Annotated in this window: 20 protein-coding genes; 3 read left to right on the top strand and 17 right to left on the bottom strand. The window is 65.4% G+C overall.

The window, feature by feature from the left end:
- Positions 1 to 80 precede the first annotated feature (80 nt).
- The 5 genes from AC1DQR_RS05190 to AC1DQR_RS05170 form a co-directional block, all read right to left on the bottom strand.
- Positions 81 to 707 carry an SCO family protein gene (locus tag AC1DQR_RS05190; protein WP_043343379.1) on the bottom strand — a complete coding sequence of 209 codons (627 nt, stop codon included), beginning with the start codon at positions 705 to 707 and terminating at the stop codon, positions 81 to 83.
- A gap of 156 nt (positions 708 to 863) precedes the next feature.
- Complete coding sequence (gene cyoE / locus AC1DQR_RS05185; protein WP_416047516.1) at positions 864 to 1,799, bottom strand: heme o synthase; 936 nt, start codon at positions 1,797 to 1,799, stop codon at positions 864 to 866.
- Entirely contained in the window at positions 1,796 to 2,899 is a 1,104-nt protein-coding gene (locus AC1DQR_RS05180) for a COX15/CtaA family protein (protein ID WP_416047515.1), read from the bottom strand. Before AC1DQR_RS05180 ends, cyoE begins: the two co-directional genes overlap by 4 nt.
- A 7-nt stretch (positions 2,900 to 2,906) precedes the next feature.
- Entirely contained in the window at positions 2,907 to 3,563 is a 657-nt protein-coding gene (locus AC1DQR_RS05175; RefSeq protein ID WP_416047514.1) for an SCO family protein, read from the bottom strand.
- A gap of 109 nt (positions 3,564 to 3,672) precedes the next feature.
- Positions 3,673 to 4,416 (bottom strand): SURF1 family protein, encoded by a 744-nt coding sequence (locus tag AC1DQR_RS05170; protein ID WP_477132635.1) that lies wholly within the window; start codon positions 4,414 to 4,416, stop codon positions 3,673 to 3,675.
- Between the two features lie 96 nt (positions 4,417 to 4,512).
- Here AC1DQR_RS05170 and AC1DQR_RS05165 point away from each other — a divergent pair, with 96 nt between their 5' ends.
- Positions 4,513 to 4,722 carry a twin transmembrane helix small protein gene (locus AC1DQR_RS05165; RefSeq protein ID WP_006159466.1) on the top strand — a complete coding sequence of 70 codons (210 nt, stop codon included), beginning with the start codon at positions 4,513 to 4,515 and terminating at the stop codon, positions 4,720 to 4,722.
- A 161-nt stretch (positions 4,723 to 4,883) separates the two neighbouring features.
- On the opposite strand, the gene AC1DQR_RS05160 is transcribed toward AC1DQR_RS05165, so the two are convergent.
- From AC1DQR_RS05160 to AC1DQR_RS05125, 8 genes are all read right to left on the bottom strand, one after another.
- Entirely contained in the window at positions 4,884 to 5,744 is an 861-nt protein-coding gene (locus AC1DQR_RS05160) for a cytochrome c oxidase subunit 3 (RefSeq protein ID WP_006159467.1), read from the bottom strand.
- A gap of 135 nt (positions 5,745 to 5,879) precedes the next feature.
- Positions 5,880 to 6,092: a DUF2970 domain-containing protein gene (locus AC1DQR_RS05155; RefSeq protein WP_035861042.1), complete on the bottom strand. Its 213-nt coding sequence runs from the start codon at positions 6,090 to 6,092 to the stop codon at positions 5,880 to 5,882.
- Positions 6,093 to 6,126: 34 nt separating this feature from the next.
- On the bottom strand, positions 6,127 to 6,741 hold the full coding sequence (locus AC1DQR_RS05150; RefSeq protein WP_150989703.1) for a cytochrome c oxidase assembly protein: 615 nt from the start codon (positions 6,739 to 6,741) through the stop codon (positions 6,127 to 6,129).
- Between the two features lie 17 nt (positions 6,742 to 6,758).
- The gene (locus AC1DQR_RS05145; RefSeq protein ID WP_006159470.1) at positions 6,759 to 6,890 is read right to left on the bottom strand and encodes a cytochrome oxidase small assembly protein; all 132 of its coding nucleotides are present in this window, start codon (positions 6,888 to 6,890) and stop codon (positions 6,759 to 6,761) included.
- A 77-nt stretch (positions 6,891 to 6,967) separates the two neighbouring features.
- Positions 6,968 to 8,572, bottom strand: a complete 1,605-nt coding sequence (gene ctaD / locus AC1DQR_RS05140; RefSeq protein WP_150989700.1) for a cytochrome c oxidase subunit I — start codon at positions 8,570 to 8,572, stop codon at positions 6,968 to 6,970.
- 23 nt (positions 8,573 to 8,595) lie between these two features.
- On the bottom strand, positions 8,596 to 9,858 hold the full coding sequence (gene coxB / locus AC1DQR_RS05135) for a cytochrome c oxidase subunit II (RefSeq protein ID WP_183032045.1): 1,263 nt from the start codon (positions 9,856 to 9,858) through the stop codon (positions 8,596 to 8,598).
- 57 nt (positions 9,859 to 9,915) lie between these two features.
- Positions 9,916 to 10,425: a DUF2244 domain-containing protein gene (locus AC1DQR_RS05130; RefSeq protein ID WP_253929796.1), complete on the bottom strand. Its 510-nt coding sequence runs from the start codon at positions 10,423 to 10,425 to the stop codon at positions 9,916 to 9,918.
- Positions 10,426 to 10,690: 265 nt separating this feature from the next.
- Positions 10,691 to 11,638: a methyltransferase domain-containing protein gene (locus tag AC1DQR_RS05125; RefSeq protein ID WP_416047512.1), complete on the bottom strand. Its 948-nt coding sequence runs from the start codon at positions 11,636 to 11,638 to the stop codon at positions 10,691 to 10,693.
- Between the two features lie 171 nt (positions 11,639 to 11,809).
- On the opposite strand from AC1DQR_RS05125, the gene AC1DQR_RS05120 reads away from it, so the two are divergent.
- Positions 11,810 to 12,571, top strand: a complete 762-nt coding sequence (locus AC1DQR_RS05120) for a phosphoribosyltransferase family protein (RefSeq protein ID WP_416047511.1) — start codon at positions 11,810 to 11,812, stop codon at positions 12,569 to 12,571.
- A 93-nt stretch (positions 12,572 to 12,664) separates the two neighbouring features.
- Positions 12,665 to 13,135: a tRNA (uridine(34)/cytosine(34)/5-carboxymethylaminomethyluridine(34)-2'-O)-methyltransferase TrmL gene (gene trmL / locus AC1DQR_RS05115; protein ID WP_416047510.1), complete on the top strand. Its 471-nt coding sequence runs from the start codon at positions 12,665 to 12,667 to the stop codon at positions 13,133 to 13,135.
- A gap of 21 nt (positions 13,136 to 13,156) precedes the next feature.
- On the opposite strand, the gene AC1DQR_RS05110 is transcribed toward trmL, so the two are convergent.
- The 4 genes from AC1DQR_RS05110 to grxC all read right to left on the bottom strand — a co-directional run bounded on the left by AC1DQR_RS05110 (position 13,157) and on the right by grxC (position 16,231).
- Entirely contained in the window at positions 13,157 to 14,149 is a 993-nt protein-coding gene (locus AC1DQR_RS05110; protein WP_477132634.1) for a Bug family tripartite tricarboxylate transporter substrate binding protein, read from the bottom strand.
- Between the two features lie 7 nt (positions 14,150 to 14,156).
- The gene (locus AC1DQR_RS05105; RefSeq protein ID WP_043343344.1) at positions 14,157 to 15,173 is read right to left on the bottom strand and encodes an NAD(P)H-dependent glycerol-3-phosphate dehydrogenase; all 1,017 of its coding nucleotides are present in this window, start codon (positions 15,171 to 15,173) and stop codon (positions 14,157 to 14,159) included.
- A 117-nt stretch (positions 15,174 to 15,290) separates the two neighbouring features.
- Positions 15,291 to 15,809, bottom strand: a complete 519-nt coding sequence (gene secB, locus AC1DQR_RS05100) for a protein-export chaperone SecB (protein ID WP_043343340.1) — start codon at positions 15,807 to 15,809, stop codon at positions 15,291 to 15,293.
- Positions 15,810 to 15,973: 164 nt separating this feature from the next.
- Positions 15,974 to 16,231, bottom strand: a complete 258-nt coding sequence (grxC, locus tag AC1DQR_RS05095; RefSeq protein ID WP_043343338.1) for a glutaredoxin 3 — start codon at positions 16,229 to 16,231, stop codon at positions 15,974 to 15,976.
- Positions 16,232 to 16,306: the final 75 nt, after the last annotated feature.

The following is a 16,306-nucleotide window of genomic DNA, read 5'->3' as shown; positions in this document are numbered from 1 at the left end:
TCAAACAGGGCCGGTCTCGCGACCGGCCCTGTTTTATTTTGCCTGCCGGCTTCGCGCCGGCGGCCCGCCTCATGACGGCATCAGGACAGCAGTTGCTTGAGGTCGTGCACGATCGGCTCCGGCCCCTGGCCGTGGCGGATAAACAGGCGCAGCTTGCCGCTCGGGTCGAACACATAGCTGCCCGCCGAGTGATCCATGGTGTAGTTGTTCGGGGACGTGCCCGGCACCTTGGCGTAGAACACCTTGAAGTCCTTCGCAACCTTCTGCAGCGCGGCATCGTCGGCCGGGCGCATGCCCAGGAAGCGCGGATCGAAGGCAGGCACATACTGCGCCAGCAGCGCCTGCGTATCGCGCTCCGGATCCACCGTAACGAACAACACCTGCACCTTGTCGGCGTCGGGCCCCAGTTGTTCCATCACCGCCTTGAGCTCGGCCATGGTGGTCGGGCACACGTCAGGGCAATGCGTATAGCCGAAGAACATCACTACCGCCTTGCCCTTGAAGTCGCCAATGGAGCGCACCTTGCCGTTGTGGTCGGTAAGGACGAAGTCCTTGCCGAACTCACTGCCGCCGGTGATATCGACGTTCTTGAAGGAAGCCTTCTGCTGGCCGCATGCCGCCAGCAGCAGCGCGCACAGGGCCAGCAGGCAAAACCGGCGAAAGGCCGCGAAGGTGGGGAGGGAGCCTGAAGGGAAGTGGTTTGGCATGCGAGTTCGGGTGGTATTGGCGAGCCGGCGCCGCCCAGCAGGCGGCTGGACGCGACAAGGTCACATTAACAGATGACACGCAGTATCGCCGATCGCGGCCGCCACGCGCGCAGGCCGCGACAAGATGCCGCAAGCCTGCAGGCCTGCACGCGCCGCTCAGGCCTGCGGCAGGAACTTGAAGTAGTGATCGACCAGCAGCGCGGCGAACAGCAGCGAGAGATACAGGATCGAGAAGCGGAAGGTGCGTTGCGCCAGCGCGTCCGAGTAGTTGCGATACATCTTCCACGAGTAGGCCAGGAACCCGGCCCCCAGGATCAGCGCGGCCGCCAGGTAGATATAGCCGCACATGCCGTACACGAAAGGCAGCAGCGTGGCCGCGATCATGATCAGCGTGTACAGCAGGATGTGCAGCAGCGTGAAGCGCTCACCGTGCGTCACCGGCAGCATCGGCAGGCCGGACTTGGCGTAGTCGGCGCGGCGATACAGGGCCAGGGCCCAGAAGTGCGGTGGCGTCCACGTGAAGATGATCAGCACCAGGAACCACGCTTCCGCCGGCAGATCGCCCGCGACCGCCGCCCAGCCAAGCGCCGGCGGCATGGCGCCGGACAGGCCGCCGATGACGATGTTCTGCGGCGTGGCCGGCTTGAGCAGGATGGTGTACACCACGGCGTAGCCCACGAAGGTGGCCACGGTCAGCCACATGGTCAGGTCGTTGGTGTAGACGTGCAGCAGCCACATCCCTGCCCCGCCCAGCACGGCGGAGAACACCAGCGTCTGGATGGTGGTGATCTCGCCGGTGGCCGACGGGCGCCACGCGGTGCGGCGCATCAGCGCATCAACCTTCTGCTCCACCAGGCAGTTGATGGCGAAAGCGGCGCCTGCCAACAGCCAGATGCCGGCGGCGCCGCCAATCAGCACCGGCCACGGCACCATGCCGGGCGTGGCGAGGAACATGCCGATGATGGCGCAGAAGACGGCAAGCTGCGTCACCCGAGGCTTGGTCAGGGCGGCGTACTGGCGGACCAGGTGGCGAACCCGTCCGAGGGGATGTGTGTGGGTAGCTGTAACCACTGGGGAGTTCTTGTCTTTCATGTGGCGCGCGCGGCGGCCGGCACGTCGGTAGCAATGTCAGCGGACCGGGCCGCGAGCCCTATATTGTAGTTGAGGCGAACCAGGAGCAGCAGCAAGACCGCCGCGCCGCCGTTATGCGCCACCGCGGCGCCCAGCGGCCAGTCAAACACGATGTTCGACAAGCCAGTGGCCAATTGCAGCGCGAGAAAGCCCAGCAACCAGCCCGCGCTGCGCGCGAGGCCGCCATGGCGGCGTGCCTGCAGCCCGAACCAGGCCAGGAAAGCCAGCACAACGAAGGCAAAACCGCGATGCACCCAATGGATCGCCACCAGGGCCGAGTGCGGGATATAGTCGCCGTCGGCGGTCATGCCGAGCTGGCGCCACAACGTGAAGCCGTGGTGGAAGTCCATGTCCGGCACGAGCTGGCCGTTGCACAGCGGAAAGTCGGTACACGCCAGCACAGCATAGTTAGTGCTCACCCAGCCGCCCAGGAAGATCTGCAGCACCAGCAAGGCCAGCGCGATGCGCGCCGGCCAGCGCAGCCCGGCCGCCTGCGGCGCCACCCGCAAGGGTGGATCGTTGCGCGAGCCCAGCCAGATCAACGCTGCCAGCAGGCTCATGCCAAGCATGAGGTGCGTGACCACAATGATGGGCTGCAGCTTGAGTGTGACCGTAAAGGCCCCGAATGCGCCCTGCACGCACACCAGCAGCAGCACCCCGGTGGCGAACCAGGGCGACTGCTTGAGTTCGCGCCGCTTGACCCAGGCCAGCACCATCAGCGTGATGATCAGCACGCCGACCGCCATGGCGAAGTAGCGGTGGATCATCTCGATCCACGCCTTGGTGATGCTCACGGGCCCGCTGGGCAACGCCGTCTCGGCGGCGCGGATAGGCTCCTGCGCCGCGTGCGGGTTGGAGTGGCCATAGCAGCCCGGCCAGTCAGGGCAGCCCAGGCCGGAGTCCGTCAGCCGCGTGAAGCTGCCGAACATGATCAGGTCCAGCGTCAGGAAGGCGGTGATCCAGACCAGCTTGCGATACTTGTTGCGGTCCCCTTTGACCAGCACGTAGCTCAAGGGGAACAGCGCGATCAGGACGCCGATGATGGCGAGTTGGAGCAGCATGCGCGCCTCACCCGATGTGAGAGTACTTGAGCAGCTTCTTCAGGTCGGAGCTCATCTTCTTGGGGTCCGGCTCCTTGGGGAAGCGCATCATCAGGTTACCCAGCGGGTCGATCAGGAACAGGCTGTCCTCGATCCGGGCACCCGGTTCCGCCGGCAGCCATTTCTGCATGGCCTCGCGGTTGGCGCGCAGGAAGCGCACGCCGGCATAGGGCTCGTTGTAGGCGGCTGACAGGCGGGAATCGATCGGGCCTTCGTCACTGATCAGCCACACCGGCACGATGCGCTCGCGGTCCTGGCCTTGCCCCGCGCGGATCTGGCGGATGGTGAACAGTTTCTTGGCGCAGGCTTCGTCGCAGGCCGCGCCATCCGCCGTCACCAGCAGCCACTTGCCCTTGAAACTATCCAGCGGCACGGACTCGGCACGCTCGTTGCCGATCTGTATCGCGGGCATGGGGCGCTGCGGCTCGATCAGCGTGCCGTAGTTGGTGGAACCGCCCGCCGGCTTGAACACGTAGTACGTCAGGTAGGAAGCGATGACAGGCGAAGCGCACACCAGCAGAAGCAGCAGCATCTGGATGCGGCCGCGACGGGTGCGGGCGTCGATGCGCGAGTCTTGCGGCGCGGCGCGGGCGGCCTGGGCCGAAGCGGGATCTGGCTGTTGCATAGTGTTTCGTCTGTCTGTCGTCTGTCTGTCGTTAGGGGCGGTTGCGCTCATCTGACCGCAACGCGCCGCTGTGGTTCGTGGGTGATACGGGTGCCACCCGCGGGAATGCTCAAGCCGTCATGCGGGCAGCGCGCCGCCAGCTCAGCGCCACCAGCAGCACCAGGGTCAGCGCCGCCAGCCCGAACCACTGAAAGGCATAACCATAGTGGCGATCCGCGCCGATGTCCGCTGGCGCCCAGTCGCGCGCCAGACCGTCGCCGTTGTCGTTGCGCTGTTCCAGCACAAAGGGCTGCAGGGGTACGCCAAGCTCCGCTGCATAAGCGGCGAGATCGACATTCTGGCGGATCTTCTGGCCGGCCTCGGCATTCGCGCCCCGGCCCAGGCTGAAGACCCTGGGCGCGGTCGCCAGCGCGGTGCCGTCCAGCTCCACCTCGCCTTCCGGTGTCGGGAACGGCGCGATATGGGTGCGATCCTGCGCATCGCGCGGCAGCCAGCCGCGCAGCACCAGCACGGCCGGCGCGGCCGCATCGCCCCCGGCAACCCGCAGCGGCGTCAGCACCATGAATCCGGCACGGCTATCGGTGCCGTTGCCGTGGGGGCGATTGTCCAGCAAAACCGTATGCGCTGCATCGAAGCGCCCGCGCACGTGCACGCGCCGCTCCGCCAGCGCGCCATCCACCAGACTGCGCCCGATCTCCAGCGGCGGCTGGGCAGCCAGCGCCTCAAGGCGCGCGGCCCGCGCCACTTTTTCGTGGGCCCGATTCAGTTGCCAGTTGCCCAAGGCACAGGTGACTGCGATCACCACCAGCGCGGCAATGGTGGGCAGCGGGCTCAGTGCGCGCCACAGCTTCACGTGCGGCCTCCCTGGCATTTCCCGAGGCCGTTGCCACGCGCGCCGATGCGATAATGGCACTCTATCCCTAGCAGACCCCGCGCTTGCGGGCCCTCCATGCGCATCGTCATCCTCATCGCGTTCTTCCTCATCATCGGTAGCCTGGCCTCCGCCCTGTTCTTCATGATGCGCGACCGCGGCAGGACGCCAAACATGATGCGCTCGCTGATGTTCCGGGTCGGCTTCTCGGTGGCCCTGTTCGTCTTCATCCTGTTCTCGCACTGGATGGGATGGATACAGAGCACGGGCATCCGCATGGCGCCCTGAAGCCGGCGCGGCCTGGCTACGCCAGGTTCAAACCACAAAAAACAAGCGCCGCAGGCTGGCTACTTCCCCTGCGGCGCTTGTTTTTTGTTGTTCCTCGCGAAGGAGGAGAACCTCCCCCGCGATGCCGCCGGCGTGGCCGGCGGGCACTGCAATCGGGTGTCTTACAGCCAGTACACCACGATGTAGAGGAACAGCCACACCACGTCGACGAAGTGCCAGTACCAGGCGGCGCCTTCGAATGCGAAGTGATGGTCGGGCGTCAACTGGCCCTTGAGCACGCGCACCAGCACCACCGTCAGCATGATCGCGCCGAGCGTCACGTGGAAACCGTGGAAGCCGGTCAGCAGGAAGAAGGTGGAACCGTAGATGCCCGAGGTCAGCTTGAGGTTCAGCTCCGAATACGCGTGGTGGTATTCGTACACCTGAAAGCACATGAAGACCGCGCCCAGCAGGATGGTCAGCACCAGGCCCTGGATCAGCTGGCTACGCTTGTTGGCCAGCAGCGCATGGTGCGCCCAGGTCAGCGTCACGCCGGACATCAGCAGCAAGGCGGTGTTGATCGTGGGGATCGGCCACGGGCCCATGGTCTGGAAGCTCTCCACGACACCGGCCGGTCCGAGGTTCGGCCATACGGCGGCGAAGTCGGGCCACAGGATCTTGTTGTTCAGGTCGCCGAGCCACGGCATGGCGATGTTACGGGCGTAGAACAGCGCGCCGAAGAACGCCGCGAAGAACATCACCTCGGAGAAGATGAACCAGCCCATCGACCAGCGGAAGGACAGGTCGATGTTCTTGCCGTACTTGCCCGTCTCGGATTCGTTGATCGCCTCGCCGAACCAGCTCTTGAGCACGAACAGGAACCACAGCAGGCCCAGGCCGCACAGGTAAGGCCCCCAGGTCTGCCCGTTTACCCAGCCAGCAGCACCCCCAGCCGTCAGCAGCAAGCCAAAGCTAGCCGTGATCGGATGGCGCGAGGGGCCCGGTACGAAGTAGTACGGAGCGTTTGCGCGGTTCGCACTCATTCTTTTTTCTCCAGCTCAGAGTCTCTGATTCAGTAATCGTTATCCGCACATCCGGCCCTGACGAGGCCGGCGGCATGCTTTTGCCCTGCTCTTTTTACTTACTCCTGCCCTGCCCGTGCTTTGCGCTGCATGGCCTCACCCTACCACCACACGCACGACCGTGATCAGCACCGCGATCAGGATGGCTACCCCGATCAGGCCAGCAATGATCACATGGACCGGGTTGAGCTGTGCCATGTCGCGCTCATGCTCGCTGCCCTTGCGCAGGCCGATAAACGACCAGAACACCGCGCGCAGCGTCTGCGCAAATGACAGCTTGCGCTTGACCGCGTCCTTCATCTCATCCACGGTTTTTCCCCTGCAACCTGCCTCGCCTGCAAACTCAAATGCCCTTGCCCGCGCCTGCTGGCTGCGCGTCGAGGGGACCTTGCGGCGCTTGCGCCACCGGCGTCCCGATCTCGAAGAAGGTATAGGACAGCGTAATGTTCTTCACGTCTTTCGGCAGGTCCGGATCGATCACGAACACAACCGGCATCTCGCGTGCTTCCTTCGCCTTCAGCGTCTGCTCCTTGAAGCAGAAGCACTCGATCTTCTTGAAATACTGCGTAGCCAGCTTGGGCAGGTAGCTCGGGATGGCCTGCGCCGAGATATCGCGTGCCTGGCCGTTCGCCACTTCGTAGACGATGGTGGTCATCTCGCCCGGGTGCACTTCCATGCTGCTCTTGACTGGACGGAAGGCAAAGGGCCCGCGCGCATTGGAGTCGAACTCGACCGTGATCGTGCGGGTTTTGTCCACCTGCGTGTTCTTGACCTGGCCACCGTACAGGTCGCGCGTGGTCACCACGTTCAGGCCGGTGATCTCGCAGATCTTCTTGTACAGCGGCACCAGCGCATAGCCAAACGAGAACATCAACGCCACCACCACCAACAGCCGCAGCATCATCCCGCGGTTGAACTTCTTGTCGGTGGCATTGCTTGACTGCTGGTTCGCGCTCATCTCAATACCCTGCAGCTTCAGCCGAGAAAGATCATCTTGGCGAAGAAACCCAAAAAGAAAACCATCACGATCGAGAAAAGGATCAGGCCGAGACGACGATTGGAGGCCTTGCGGTCTGCCTGCGATGGACTTTTGTTTGGATCCTGCATAACACCTTGCTTGCGTGGCACGGAAGGACGGGCAGTGCCCATCCTTCCGTGCTTATTGCGGCTTGCCTGACTGCGGCTTACTTGACTTGCGGCGGCACTTCAAAGGTGTGGAACGGGGCCGGCGACGGCACGGTCCATTCCAGGCCCTCGGCGCCATCCCAAGGCTTGTCCCCGGCTGCCTTGCCGCCACGGTAGGACGGCAGCACCACGAAGAAGAAGAAATACACCTGCATCAGGCCGAAGCCCAGTGCGCCGATCGATGCAATCGCGTTGAAATCCGCGAACTGGGTCGGGTAGTCGGCATAGCGACGCGGCATGCCGGCCAGGCCCAGGAAGTGCATCGGGAAGAAGGTGATGTTGAAGAAAATCATCGAGCCCCAGAAGTGGATCTGGCCGCGGGTTTCGTTGTACATGAAACCGCTCCACTTCGGACCCCAGTAGTAGAAACCCGAGAACATCGCGAACAGCGAGCCCGCCACCAGCACGTAGTGGAAGTGGGCAACGATGAAGTAGGTGTCCTGCAACTGGATGTCGATCGGGGCCACCGCCGGCATCAGGCCGGTGAAGCCGCCGATGGTGAACACGAAGATGAAGCCGATCGCGAACAGCATCGGGGTCTCGAAGGTCATCGAGCCGCGCCACATGGTGGCGATCCAGTTGAAGATCTTCACAGCCGTCGGCACCGCGATCAGCATGGTGGCGTACATGAAGAACAGCTGGCCGGTCACGGGCATGCCGGTCGTGAACATGTGGTGAGCCCACACGATGAACGACAGGATGGCGATCGAAGCGGTCGCGTAGACCATCGAGCTATAGCCGAACAGGCGCTTGCGGGCGAAGGTCGGCACGACGTGCGAGACGATCCCGAACGCCGGCAAGATCATGATGTAGACCTCGGGGTGGCCGAAGAACCAGAAGATGTGCTGGTACATCACCGGGTCGCCGCCGCCGGCAGCCGAGAAGAAGCTCGTGCCGAAGTGACGGTCGGTCAGCACCATGGTGATGGCGCCAGCCAGCACCGGCATCACGGCGATCAGCAGGTAGGCGGTGATCAGCCAGGTCCAGCAGAACATCGGCATCTTCATCAGCGTCATGCCGGGTGCGCGCATATTGAGCACCGTGACGATGATGTTGATCGAGCCCATGATCGACGACGCGCCCATGATGTGCATGGCGAAAATCGCCATGTCCATGCCGGGGCCCATCTGCACCGACAGCGGCGCGTACAGGGTCCAGCCGGCGGCGGTGGCGCCGCCCGGCGCGAAGAACGACAGCACCAGCAGCAGCGCTGCAGGGGGCATCAGCCAGAAGCTGAAGTTGTTCATCCGCGCGAATGCCATGTCGGATGCGCCGATCTGCAGCGGGATCATCCAGTTGGCAAAGCCGACGAAGGCCGGCATGATCGCGCCGAACACCATGATCAGGCCGTGCATGGTGGTGAACTGATTGAACAGTTCCGGGCGGAAGAACTGCAAGCCCGGCTCGAACAGCTCGAGACGGATCAGCAGTGCCAGCGCGCCGCCAGACAGCAGCATGGTGAACGAGAACAGCAGGTACAGCGTACCGATGTCCTTGTGGTTGGTGGCAAACAGCCAACGGCGCCAGCCATGCGGTTGATCGTGGTGATCGTCATGCGCGTGGTCGTGCGGGTGGGCGAGCGCGTCCGGGGTAGCAGTACTCATCGCGAAAACTCCTGAAATCCTGTTCAACCTGCGGCGCGGTCGCCCGCGGCGCTGGCCTGCTTGGCAGCGGGCTTGTCTTCCGTCTTGGGCGCGGCATCGCCGCTCGCGCCAGGTGCGCCGCCGCCTTCGCGGAACTTGCCGGCACGCGCATTCACGAAATCGCTCGGTTGAATCACTTCACCCGTCTTGTTACCCCAGTTGTTGCGGGTGTAGGTCATGACGGCAGCGAGCTCGGTATCCGAGAGGTGCTTCCACACCGGCATGGCACCCTTGCCTTCCAGCAGGATATGCATCTGGCCGGCATCCGGGCCATTGACGATCTTGGAGCCGTCGAGAGCCGGGAAGGCGCCGCCGCCCTTGCCGTTAGGCTGGTGGCAGACCGCGCAGTTGGCGGTGTAGACCTTCTCGCCACGGGCCTTGAGCTCGTCCAGGGTCCAGGTCTTGTTGGGATCGTCCGCCTTGGCGGCGAGCTCCTTCTTCTTGCCGTCGACCCACTTGGCGTAGTCGGCGTCGGAGACGACGCGCACGACGATCGGCATGAAGGCGTGTTCCTTGCCGCACAGTTCGGCGCACTGGCCACGGTACACGCCAATCTTCTCGGCCTTGAACCAGGTGTCGCGCACGAAGCCGGGGATGGCATCCTGCTTGACGCCGAAGGCCGGGATCATCCAGGCATGGATGACGTCATTGGCCGTCAGCACCATGCGGACCTTCTTGTTCACGGGCACAACCATCTCGTTGTCCACCTCCATCAGGTAGGTGTTCGACTTGGGGGCCTCGTTGTTGATCTGCTCACGCGGGGTGGTCAGGGTGGACACGAAGGAAATCCCCTCGCCGTCGCCCTTCAGGTAGTCGTAGCCCCACTTCCACTGGTAGCCAGTGGCCTTGATGGTGATGTCGGCGTTGGTGGTGTCCTTCATCGCCACGACCGTCTTGGTGGCGGGCAGGGCCATGCCGATGACGATCAGGAAGGGGATGATGGTCCAGATCACCTCGACGGTGATGCTTTCGTGGAAGGAGGCCGACTTCGCGCCCTTGGACTTGCGGTGCGTGAACACGGAGTAGAACATCACCGCGAACACGCCGATGAAGATCACGGTGCACATGATCAGCATCATCCAGTTCAGCCAGTGAATCTGCTCGGCGATCTTGGTGACCGGCTCGGTCAGATTGAGCTGTCGCACGGCGGGGCCACCTGGCATGTCTTCCACTGCCAGGGCTGCATGACCGGTGAGCAGGGACGCCCCCACCAGACACGCTGCGGATGCCTTCTTCCACATTTTCATTTGTTATCTACCCAATTTACAGATTCAAATCTGTGACCCGCCGGCCCCCGCTGCCTCTCAGAGGCAACGCAAAGCCGATGCGAGCTCCTGCGCGAACTTTCGCCGCTTGTACGGGTCCAGAAAACACCCCACCCGCACAGCGCTCTTGCCCGAGCGCAGCAACACCAGCGCCCGTAATGATTCACCCGGTTCAACCCGCACCCATAGCGGGTTGAATTCATGCCGTGTCAGCTGCCCTGCACTGACCGAAACCACTACCAGCCTGCCGTCGACGAGGCTGACGCGCTCGTAGTCCGACGCATGCCGCCCGTGCACCAGCAGGGCGATGCCCAGCCCCAACAGTTCCAGCCCGGCAAAGGGAAGCACGAGCCATGACCCTCGCCACGCGAAGAACAAAGCGATGGCGAGCGAAACACTGACGATTGAGAGGTAAAACCAGCCAACCTGGCGCGGAGACAGCGAACAATTCCGCTTCATCAGCCAGTCTTTGTCCGGCGGGCCAAATCCGTCGGAACTGCCGCCGGATTTGCCTTGCGCCGTCTGGAGTGCGATACCCAAGTCTTGCATCGCCAACCTTGCATCGCCAACTACTCTGCGCTGGATGCACGCCTGGACGATTGCGCCTGGGACGCACCATTGAAGTGCGATTTCGGGCAAATTGTGCCAGGGAGACCACTGCGACAAACTGGCGCATTATAGGGCGCTTCGCCTACTCGGACAAGGCCGCTACTTGACCAAGGGGCTAGCGCGCGACAAGTTTTTGTGCATCAGTACGGTGCTCGCCATCGGCCGCTTGACTGCGCCGCCGATGCGTGCAGCAGCGCCGCGGACGTTACTTGCGCTGCCGCGCGCGCCCGATCTTGTCGAGCGGAACCACGGCGTGGCCGAGCTCATCGACAGCCTGCTTGCCGCGCGGCGCCAGCTTCCAGGCATGGCCGTAGACGATCTCGAACGTAAGCGGGATCAGCCCCTCGGCATTGCGCTGGCGCTCCAGCGCGGCCAGCAGCGCTGCGTGCCAGCGGCGAGCGCGCAGCCCTCCCTGGCTCGCGCCAGCCGGCAGGCGCAGCCCGCCGAAGGCCTGCACTTCGCGCAGCAAGGTCCGCGGCGACTCATAGGTGATCGTCAGGGTCTCCATGTCCATCACGGGCGTGGACCAGCCGCTGTGCACCAGCATGTCCCCGATATCATGCATGTCGACGAAGCGCAACGTGTGGGTGTCGCCGTCCACTTCGGCAAAGGCGGCGCGCAATTGCGCCAGCGTATCCGGCCCGAACAGGGAGAACAGGACCAGGCCTTCGTCGCGGGTGACCCGGTGCCACTCCGGGAAGACCCGGTGCGGCTCGGGGTGCCAGTGCAGCGCCAGGTTGGACCACAACAGGTCGAAGCTGGCCGGGGCGAAGGGCAATGTGGCAAGATCGCCCTGCACCAGGTCGAAGGTCGGGCGCTTGCCAAGCAGGCGCCCCAGCCATCCGGACTGGCGCTGGGGATCGCGCTGGGCGGCCTCGCGCAGCATGGCGCCGGAAATATCCATCCCGGCGATCTGCGCATCCGGGTACTGGGCGCGCAGCGCGGCCAGGCCGCGCCCGTGGCCGCAGCCGATATCGAGCGCGCGCGCCGGCGCAAGCCGGATCATCTGCATGCGCTCCTGCATGCGCTGGCCGATCTCACCCAGCAGGAAGTCCAGCTGGCCGAATCCAGCGCTGCGCCGGTCGAAGGCGAGGCGGGTCAGCCGCGTGGGCGGCAAATAGGCATCGGGGGAGTCGGCGTCATGCAGGGACACGGTCAAACCAGGCAACAAGAAACTAAGAATGAGGATGACGGCCGGCGTAAAGCGGCCGTCGGGCATGCGGTGCGCGCGCCAGCGGGCGCCGCAACAGGATCGCAAGTATACGCGCCCACCGCCGGGCCTGCCGCCGACGGCCCCGACGTGCTCCATGCGGCAGTTGCCCCCGTGCCGAGCCGCCTGGCGCGCCCGGGCGAAGGCGCCTTGCGCCATCATGCGCGGCGCTTGCTGCGCACGCTCCTGCCAGCGGCTTGCGCACTTTGCGGCACCGTGCAGGACGAAACCGTCTGCGCAGGTTGCGCGCTAGAGTTGCTGACGCCGCTGCCGCGTTGCCGCTGCTGCGCCCGGCCGCTAGGGCGCACCGCCGGGCCAGGCGCAGCCTCGCTCTGTGCCCAGTGCCGCTACGAGCCGCCGCCTTTTGACGACGCGCTGGTGCTGGGCGACTACGCCCGCCCGCAGGACGGGCTGGTGCTGGCCTTGAAGTTCGGCGGCGTGCTGCCGCTGGCGGACTGGCTTGGGGGCGAACTGGCGCGCCGCTGGCGGGCCGAGTCCGGCAGCAGATCCGGCCTGGCCCTGCCCGATGTGCTGGCGCCGATCCCGCTGTCCGCGCAGCGCCTTGCCGAGCGCGGCTTCAACCAGTCCTGGGAAATCGCCCGGCCTCTGGCACGCCGGCTGGGCGTGCGCGCCGCGCCGACGCTGCTGGCGAGGCTGCGCGATACTCCGGCCCAAGCCACGCTGGACCTGCCCGCGCGGCAGGCCAACCTGCAGGATGCCTTCGGCCTCGGGGCCGGCCATGACGTTGCGGGCCAGCATGTCGGCCTGGTCGACGATGTGATGACCAGCGGCGCCACCTTGGGCGAAGCGGCGCGGGTCCTGAAAGCCAACGGCGCGGCGCGCGTGACGCTGGTGGTCGCCTTGCGCACGCCGTAGCGCAGCCCACAGGCCCGGCGTGACAGCCGGCCCCCGGCAGGGTAAGCTGCCCAGCGTTTCACGGCTGCGGCGCCCCTGGCCCGCCCCTCCCCCATGTTCAATGTCGTCCTGGTCGAACCCGAGATCCCGCCGAACACCGGCAATGTGATACGGCTGTGCGCCAATACCGGTGCACGCCTGCACCTTGTCAAGCCACTCGGCTTTCCGCTGGAAGACGCGCGCATGCGCCGCGCCGGCCTGGACTATCACGAGTACGCCAGCATGCGCGTGCACGAGAACTGGGACGCGCTGATGGAAAGCGAGCGACCCGACCCGGCCCGCATGTTCGCACTGACCACGCATGGCTCGACGCCCTTCGGCCAGGTCAGCTTCCAGCCCGGGGACTGGTTTGTGTTCGGCTCGGAAACGCGCGGGCTGGCGCCGGAGCGGCGCGAATGGTTTCCCACCACGCAGCGCATCCGGCTGCCGATGAGGCCGGACAACCGCAGCCTCAACCTCTCCAATACCGTCGCGGTCGTGGTGTTCGAAGCCTGGCGCCAGAATGGCTTTGCCGGCGGCGCCTGAGGCCGCCACCGGCGCACTTCCTTATTCCGGCTGCACGCCCGCCACGTGGATCACTTTGTCCCAGCGCACCTTCTCGCTCGCCATGGTCTGGCGCAGCGATTGCGGCGCGGTGCCGGCCGGCACGAAATACTGAGCGCGCATCTTGGCGCGCACGTCCTCGCTGCCGATGATGGCCACCAGCTCGCGATAGAGCCGGTCGATCACCGGCGCAGGCGTGCCCGCCGGGGCCAGCACTGCTTGCCACGAGATCGCCTCGAAGCCGGGATAGCCAGATTCCGCCACGGTTGGCACCGCGGGCAGCAGGCTGGTGCGCCCGCTGGTGGTGACCGCGATGATGCGCAGCTTGCCGGCGGTCACCAGCGGCATGGCGATGGCCGGCACCATGAAGCCCGCCTGCACCTGACCGCCGACCATGGCGGTAGTGATCTGTGCGAACCCCGGATAGGGGATGTGCTGCAGGTCGATGCCGGCGGCCGCCTTGAGCTGCTCCATGGCCAGGTGGGCAGCGCTGCCGTTGCCTACCGACCCGTAGTTCAGCACCCCCGGCCGGGAACGGGCCAGGGCCACGAACTCCCGCACGTCATGCACCGGCAGGCGGGCATCCACCACCAGCACATTGGGCGAAGTCGCCACCAGCGACACGGGGGCGAGCTGGCGCACCGGGTCGTAGCCGAGATGGCGCGACAAGGTGGGCGCGGTGACCAGCGGCCCATTGATGGTGAGCAGCAAGGTATAGCCGTCCGGGGCGGCCCTGGCCACCATGCCGGTGCCGATATTGCCGCCGGCGCCCGGACGGTTCTCCACCACGACCGCTTGTCCGAGCGCTGCGGCCAGCTTCTCGGTCAGCAGGCGCGCGATCAGGTCGGGCGAGGACCCGGCCGGGAACGGCACCACCATGCGGATCGGCTTTACCGGCCAGGGCTGGGCGGATGCGGGCGCAGCCAGCGCGGTGCCAGCCATGCCGGGCATGGCGAAAGCGGCAAGAGCTTTCAGGACGCGGCGACGATCTTCCATCGCGCGTTCACTCATCGCGTGCATCGCGCTGGAGCAGCCGCGCCACCGCATCGGCCGCGGGCAGCCCCTCGAAGAGCACGGCACATACCGCGCGCGTGATCGGCATGTCGACGCCCTTGGCCGCGGCCAGCGCCGCCACGGCCTGCGCGCAGCGCACGCCTTCGGCAACGTGGCCAAGCTCGGCCAGAATCTGCGCCAGCGTCTTGCCCTGCGCCAGTTGCTGGCCGACCTTGCGGTTGCGCGAGAGGTCGCCCGTGGCAGTCAGGATCAGGTCGCCCATACCGGCCAGGCCCATGAAGGTTTCGACGCGCCCTCCCAATGCCATGCCGAGCCGGGTCATCTCGGCCAGGCCGCGTGTCACCAGCGCGGCGCGCGCGTTCAGGCCAAGGCCCAGGCCATCGCTGGCGCCAGTGGCAATCGCCAGCACGTTCTTGACTGCGCCCCCCACCTCGGCGCCGACCAGGTCATCACTGCCGTAGATGCGCATGGCATGGTGATGGAAAGCCTGCTGCGCCAACTCGGACAGCGCCGGCGAAGTGCCCGCCACAGTCAGCGCGCAGGGCAGGCCCAACGCCACTTCACGGGCAAAACTGGGGCCGGTCAGCACGCCGTAGCTGGTGTCGGCGAGACGGCCGGCGGCGGTGAGCTCTTCCCGCACCATCTGGTGCGGCAACGCATTGGTGCCGGCTTCGAAGCCCTTGCACAGCCAGAGCATGCGCAAGCCCCCGGCCTGGCTCGCGGCCAGCCTGCGCGTCATTTCACGCAGGCCCGAGACCGGCGTGGCGACGATCACCAGGCCATCGGGTTCGACATCGGCATGCGCCGCGGCCCGCTCGAAATCGGGTTCCACCACGAGCCGCCCGGACAGCGGCACGCCGGGCAGGTAGGTAGCATTGACGCGGTCTGCGCCAATAGCGGCCAGCTGGGCGGCATCACGCCCCCACAACACCACATCGTGGGCCGCTGCGGCATGGCTGGCGAGCGCGGTGCCCCAGGCACCTGCACCGAAGACAGTGATTTTCATGGCGGTTTGCCTCGCTTGTTCGGCCTCGAAGCCTTAAGCCTTGCGCGCCACGAATGACGCGAACCGGAAAGACAAAACGGGGCCGAAGCCCCGTCTTTGCGACATCCTGCAGCAGGATCAGTGACGAGCCTGGCTGCCGTCGGGCATCACGATGCCGCTGTTGCCACCTTGCGCGGTTTCCGCTTCTTCCATCGCGGCTTGCAGGCGCTGTTCGTACAGGGCCTGGAAGTTGATTTCCGACAGATGAATGGCCTGGAAGCCGGCGCGGGTGATCACGTCGGCGATATTGCTACGCAGGTACGGGTAGAGAATGGTCGGGCAGGCAATGCCCAGCAGCGGGTCGAGCTGCTCCACCGGCACGTTGCGGATATCGAAGATGCCGGCCTGGTGGGCTTCCACCAGGAAGGCAACCTTGTCCTGCACCTTGGTGGTCACCGTACCGGTCACCACGACTTCGAAGATGCCTTCCTGGAGTTGCGAGGCACCCACGTTCACCTGCACTTCCACGGCCGGCGCTTCGGTCTCGAGGAAGATGCCGGGCGAATTCGGCTGCTCGAGCGACATGTCCTTCAGGTACACGCGCTGGATGTTGAAGAACGGCTGGTCTTCCTGCTGATTGTTCTGCTGGTCGCTCATGAAAGGCTTCCGGAAAAAATGGGCGTTGGGGGCCAGGCGTGCGGGACATTGGCACCCTGGGCGGGATTGGCCCAGGGTCACGGCCCGGGTCGGCACCCGGTTGGAAAACGCATATGGTACATGACGCGGGTGGCGAATTCACCCGCGGCGAGACAGGCGGCGCTTCAGGCTGCCAGCAGCGGCACCAGGCCACCCTGGCGATCGAGCGCCGAGAGGTCGTCGAAGCCACCGACATGGGTCTCGTCGATGTAGATCTGCGGCACGGTGCGGCGACCGGTGCGGCTCATCATTTCCTCGCGCTTGCCGGGCTCGCGGTCAATCAGGATCTTCTCGATCGCCTCCACGCCCTTGGCCTTCAGAAGGCGCTCGGCCATCTGGCAATACGGACAAACTACCGTGCTGTACATTACAACGCGGGCCATGCGCATCTCCTTGAAAAACGGAATCCGGAGGTTGGTCGGGTGCTCGCAAGCCGGGACAGCGGCGGCAACGGCGGA

The sequence above is a fragment of the Cupriavidus sp. 05L411 genome (assembly GCF_056398045.1).
Note: the sequence above shows the minus strand (reverse complement) of the source record. Positions and strands in the feature narration are given on the sequence as shown.

Coding starts and splice junctions, on each gene's coding strand:
- AC1DQR_RS05190 (WP_043343379.1), bottom strand. CDS start 707: ATGCCAAACCACTTCCCTTCAGGCTCCCTCCCCACCTTCGCGGCCTTT.
- AC1DQR_RS05175 (WP_416047514.1), bottom strand. CDS start 3,563: ATGCAACAGCCAGATCCCGCTTCGGCCCAGGCCGCCCGCGCCGCGCCG.
- AC1DQR_RS05165 (WP_006159466.1), top strand. CDS start 4,513: ATGCGCATCGTCATCCTCATCGCGTTCTTCCTCATCATCGGTAGCCTG.
- grxC (WP_043343338.1), bottom strand. CDS start 16,231: ATGGCCCGCGTTGTAATGTACAGCACGGTAGTTTGTCCGTATTGCCAG.
- AC1DQR_RS05180 (WP_416047515.1), bottom strand. CDS start 2,899: ATGCTGCTCCAACTCGCCATCATCGGCGTCCTGATCGCGCTGTTCCCC.
- coxB (WP_183032045.1), bottom strand. CDS start 9,858: ATGAAAATGTGGAAGAAGGCATCCGCAGCGTGTCTGGTGGGGGCGTCC.
- AC1DQR_RS05145 (WP_006159470.1), bottom strand. CDS start 6,890: ATGCAGGATCCAAACAAAAGTCCATCGCAGGCAGACCGCAAGGCCTCC.
- AC1DQR_RS05105 (WP_043343344.1), bottom strand. CDS start 15,173: ATGAAAATCACTGTCTTCGGTGCAGGTGCCTGGGGCACCGCGCTCGCC.
- cyoE (WP_416047516.1), bottom strand. CDS start 1,799: ATGAAAGACAAGAACTCCCCAGTGGTTACAGCTACCCACACACATCCC.
- trmL (WP_416047510.1), top strand. CDS start 12,665: ATGTTCAATGTCGTCCTGGTCGAACCCGAGATCCCGCCGAACACCGGC.
- AC1DQR_RS05160 (WP_006159467.1), bottom strand. CDS start 5,744: ATGAGTGCGAACCGCGCAAACGCTCCGTACTACTTCGTACCGGGCCCC.
- AC1DQR_RS05130 (WP_253929796.1), bottom strand. CDS start 10,425: ATGCAAGACTTGGGTATCGCACTCCAGACGGCGCAAGGCAAATCCGGC.
- AC1DQR_RS05110 (WP_477132634.1), bottom strand. CDS start 14,149: ATGGAAGATCGTCGCCGCGTCCTGAAAGCTCTTGCCGCTTTCGCCATG.
- ctaD (WP_150989700.1), bottom strand. CDS start 8,572: ATGAGTACTGCTACCCCGGACGCGCTCGCCCACCCGCACGACCACGCG.
- AC1DQR_RS05150 (WP_150989703.1), bottom strand. CDS start 6,741: ATGAGCGCGAACCAGCAGTCAAGCAATGCCACCGACAAGAAGTTCAAC.
- secB (WP_043343340.1), bottom strand. CDS start 15,809: ATGAGCGACCAGCAGAACAATCAGCAGGAAGACCAGCCGTTCTTCAAC.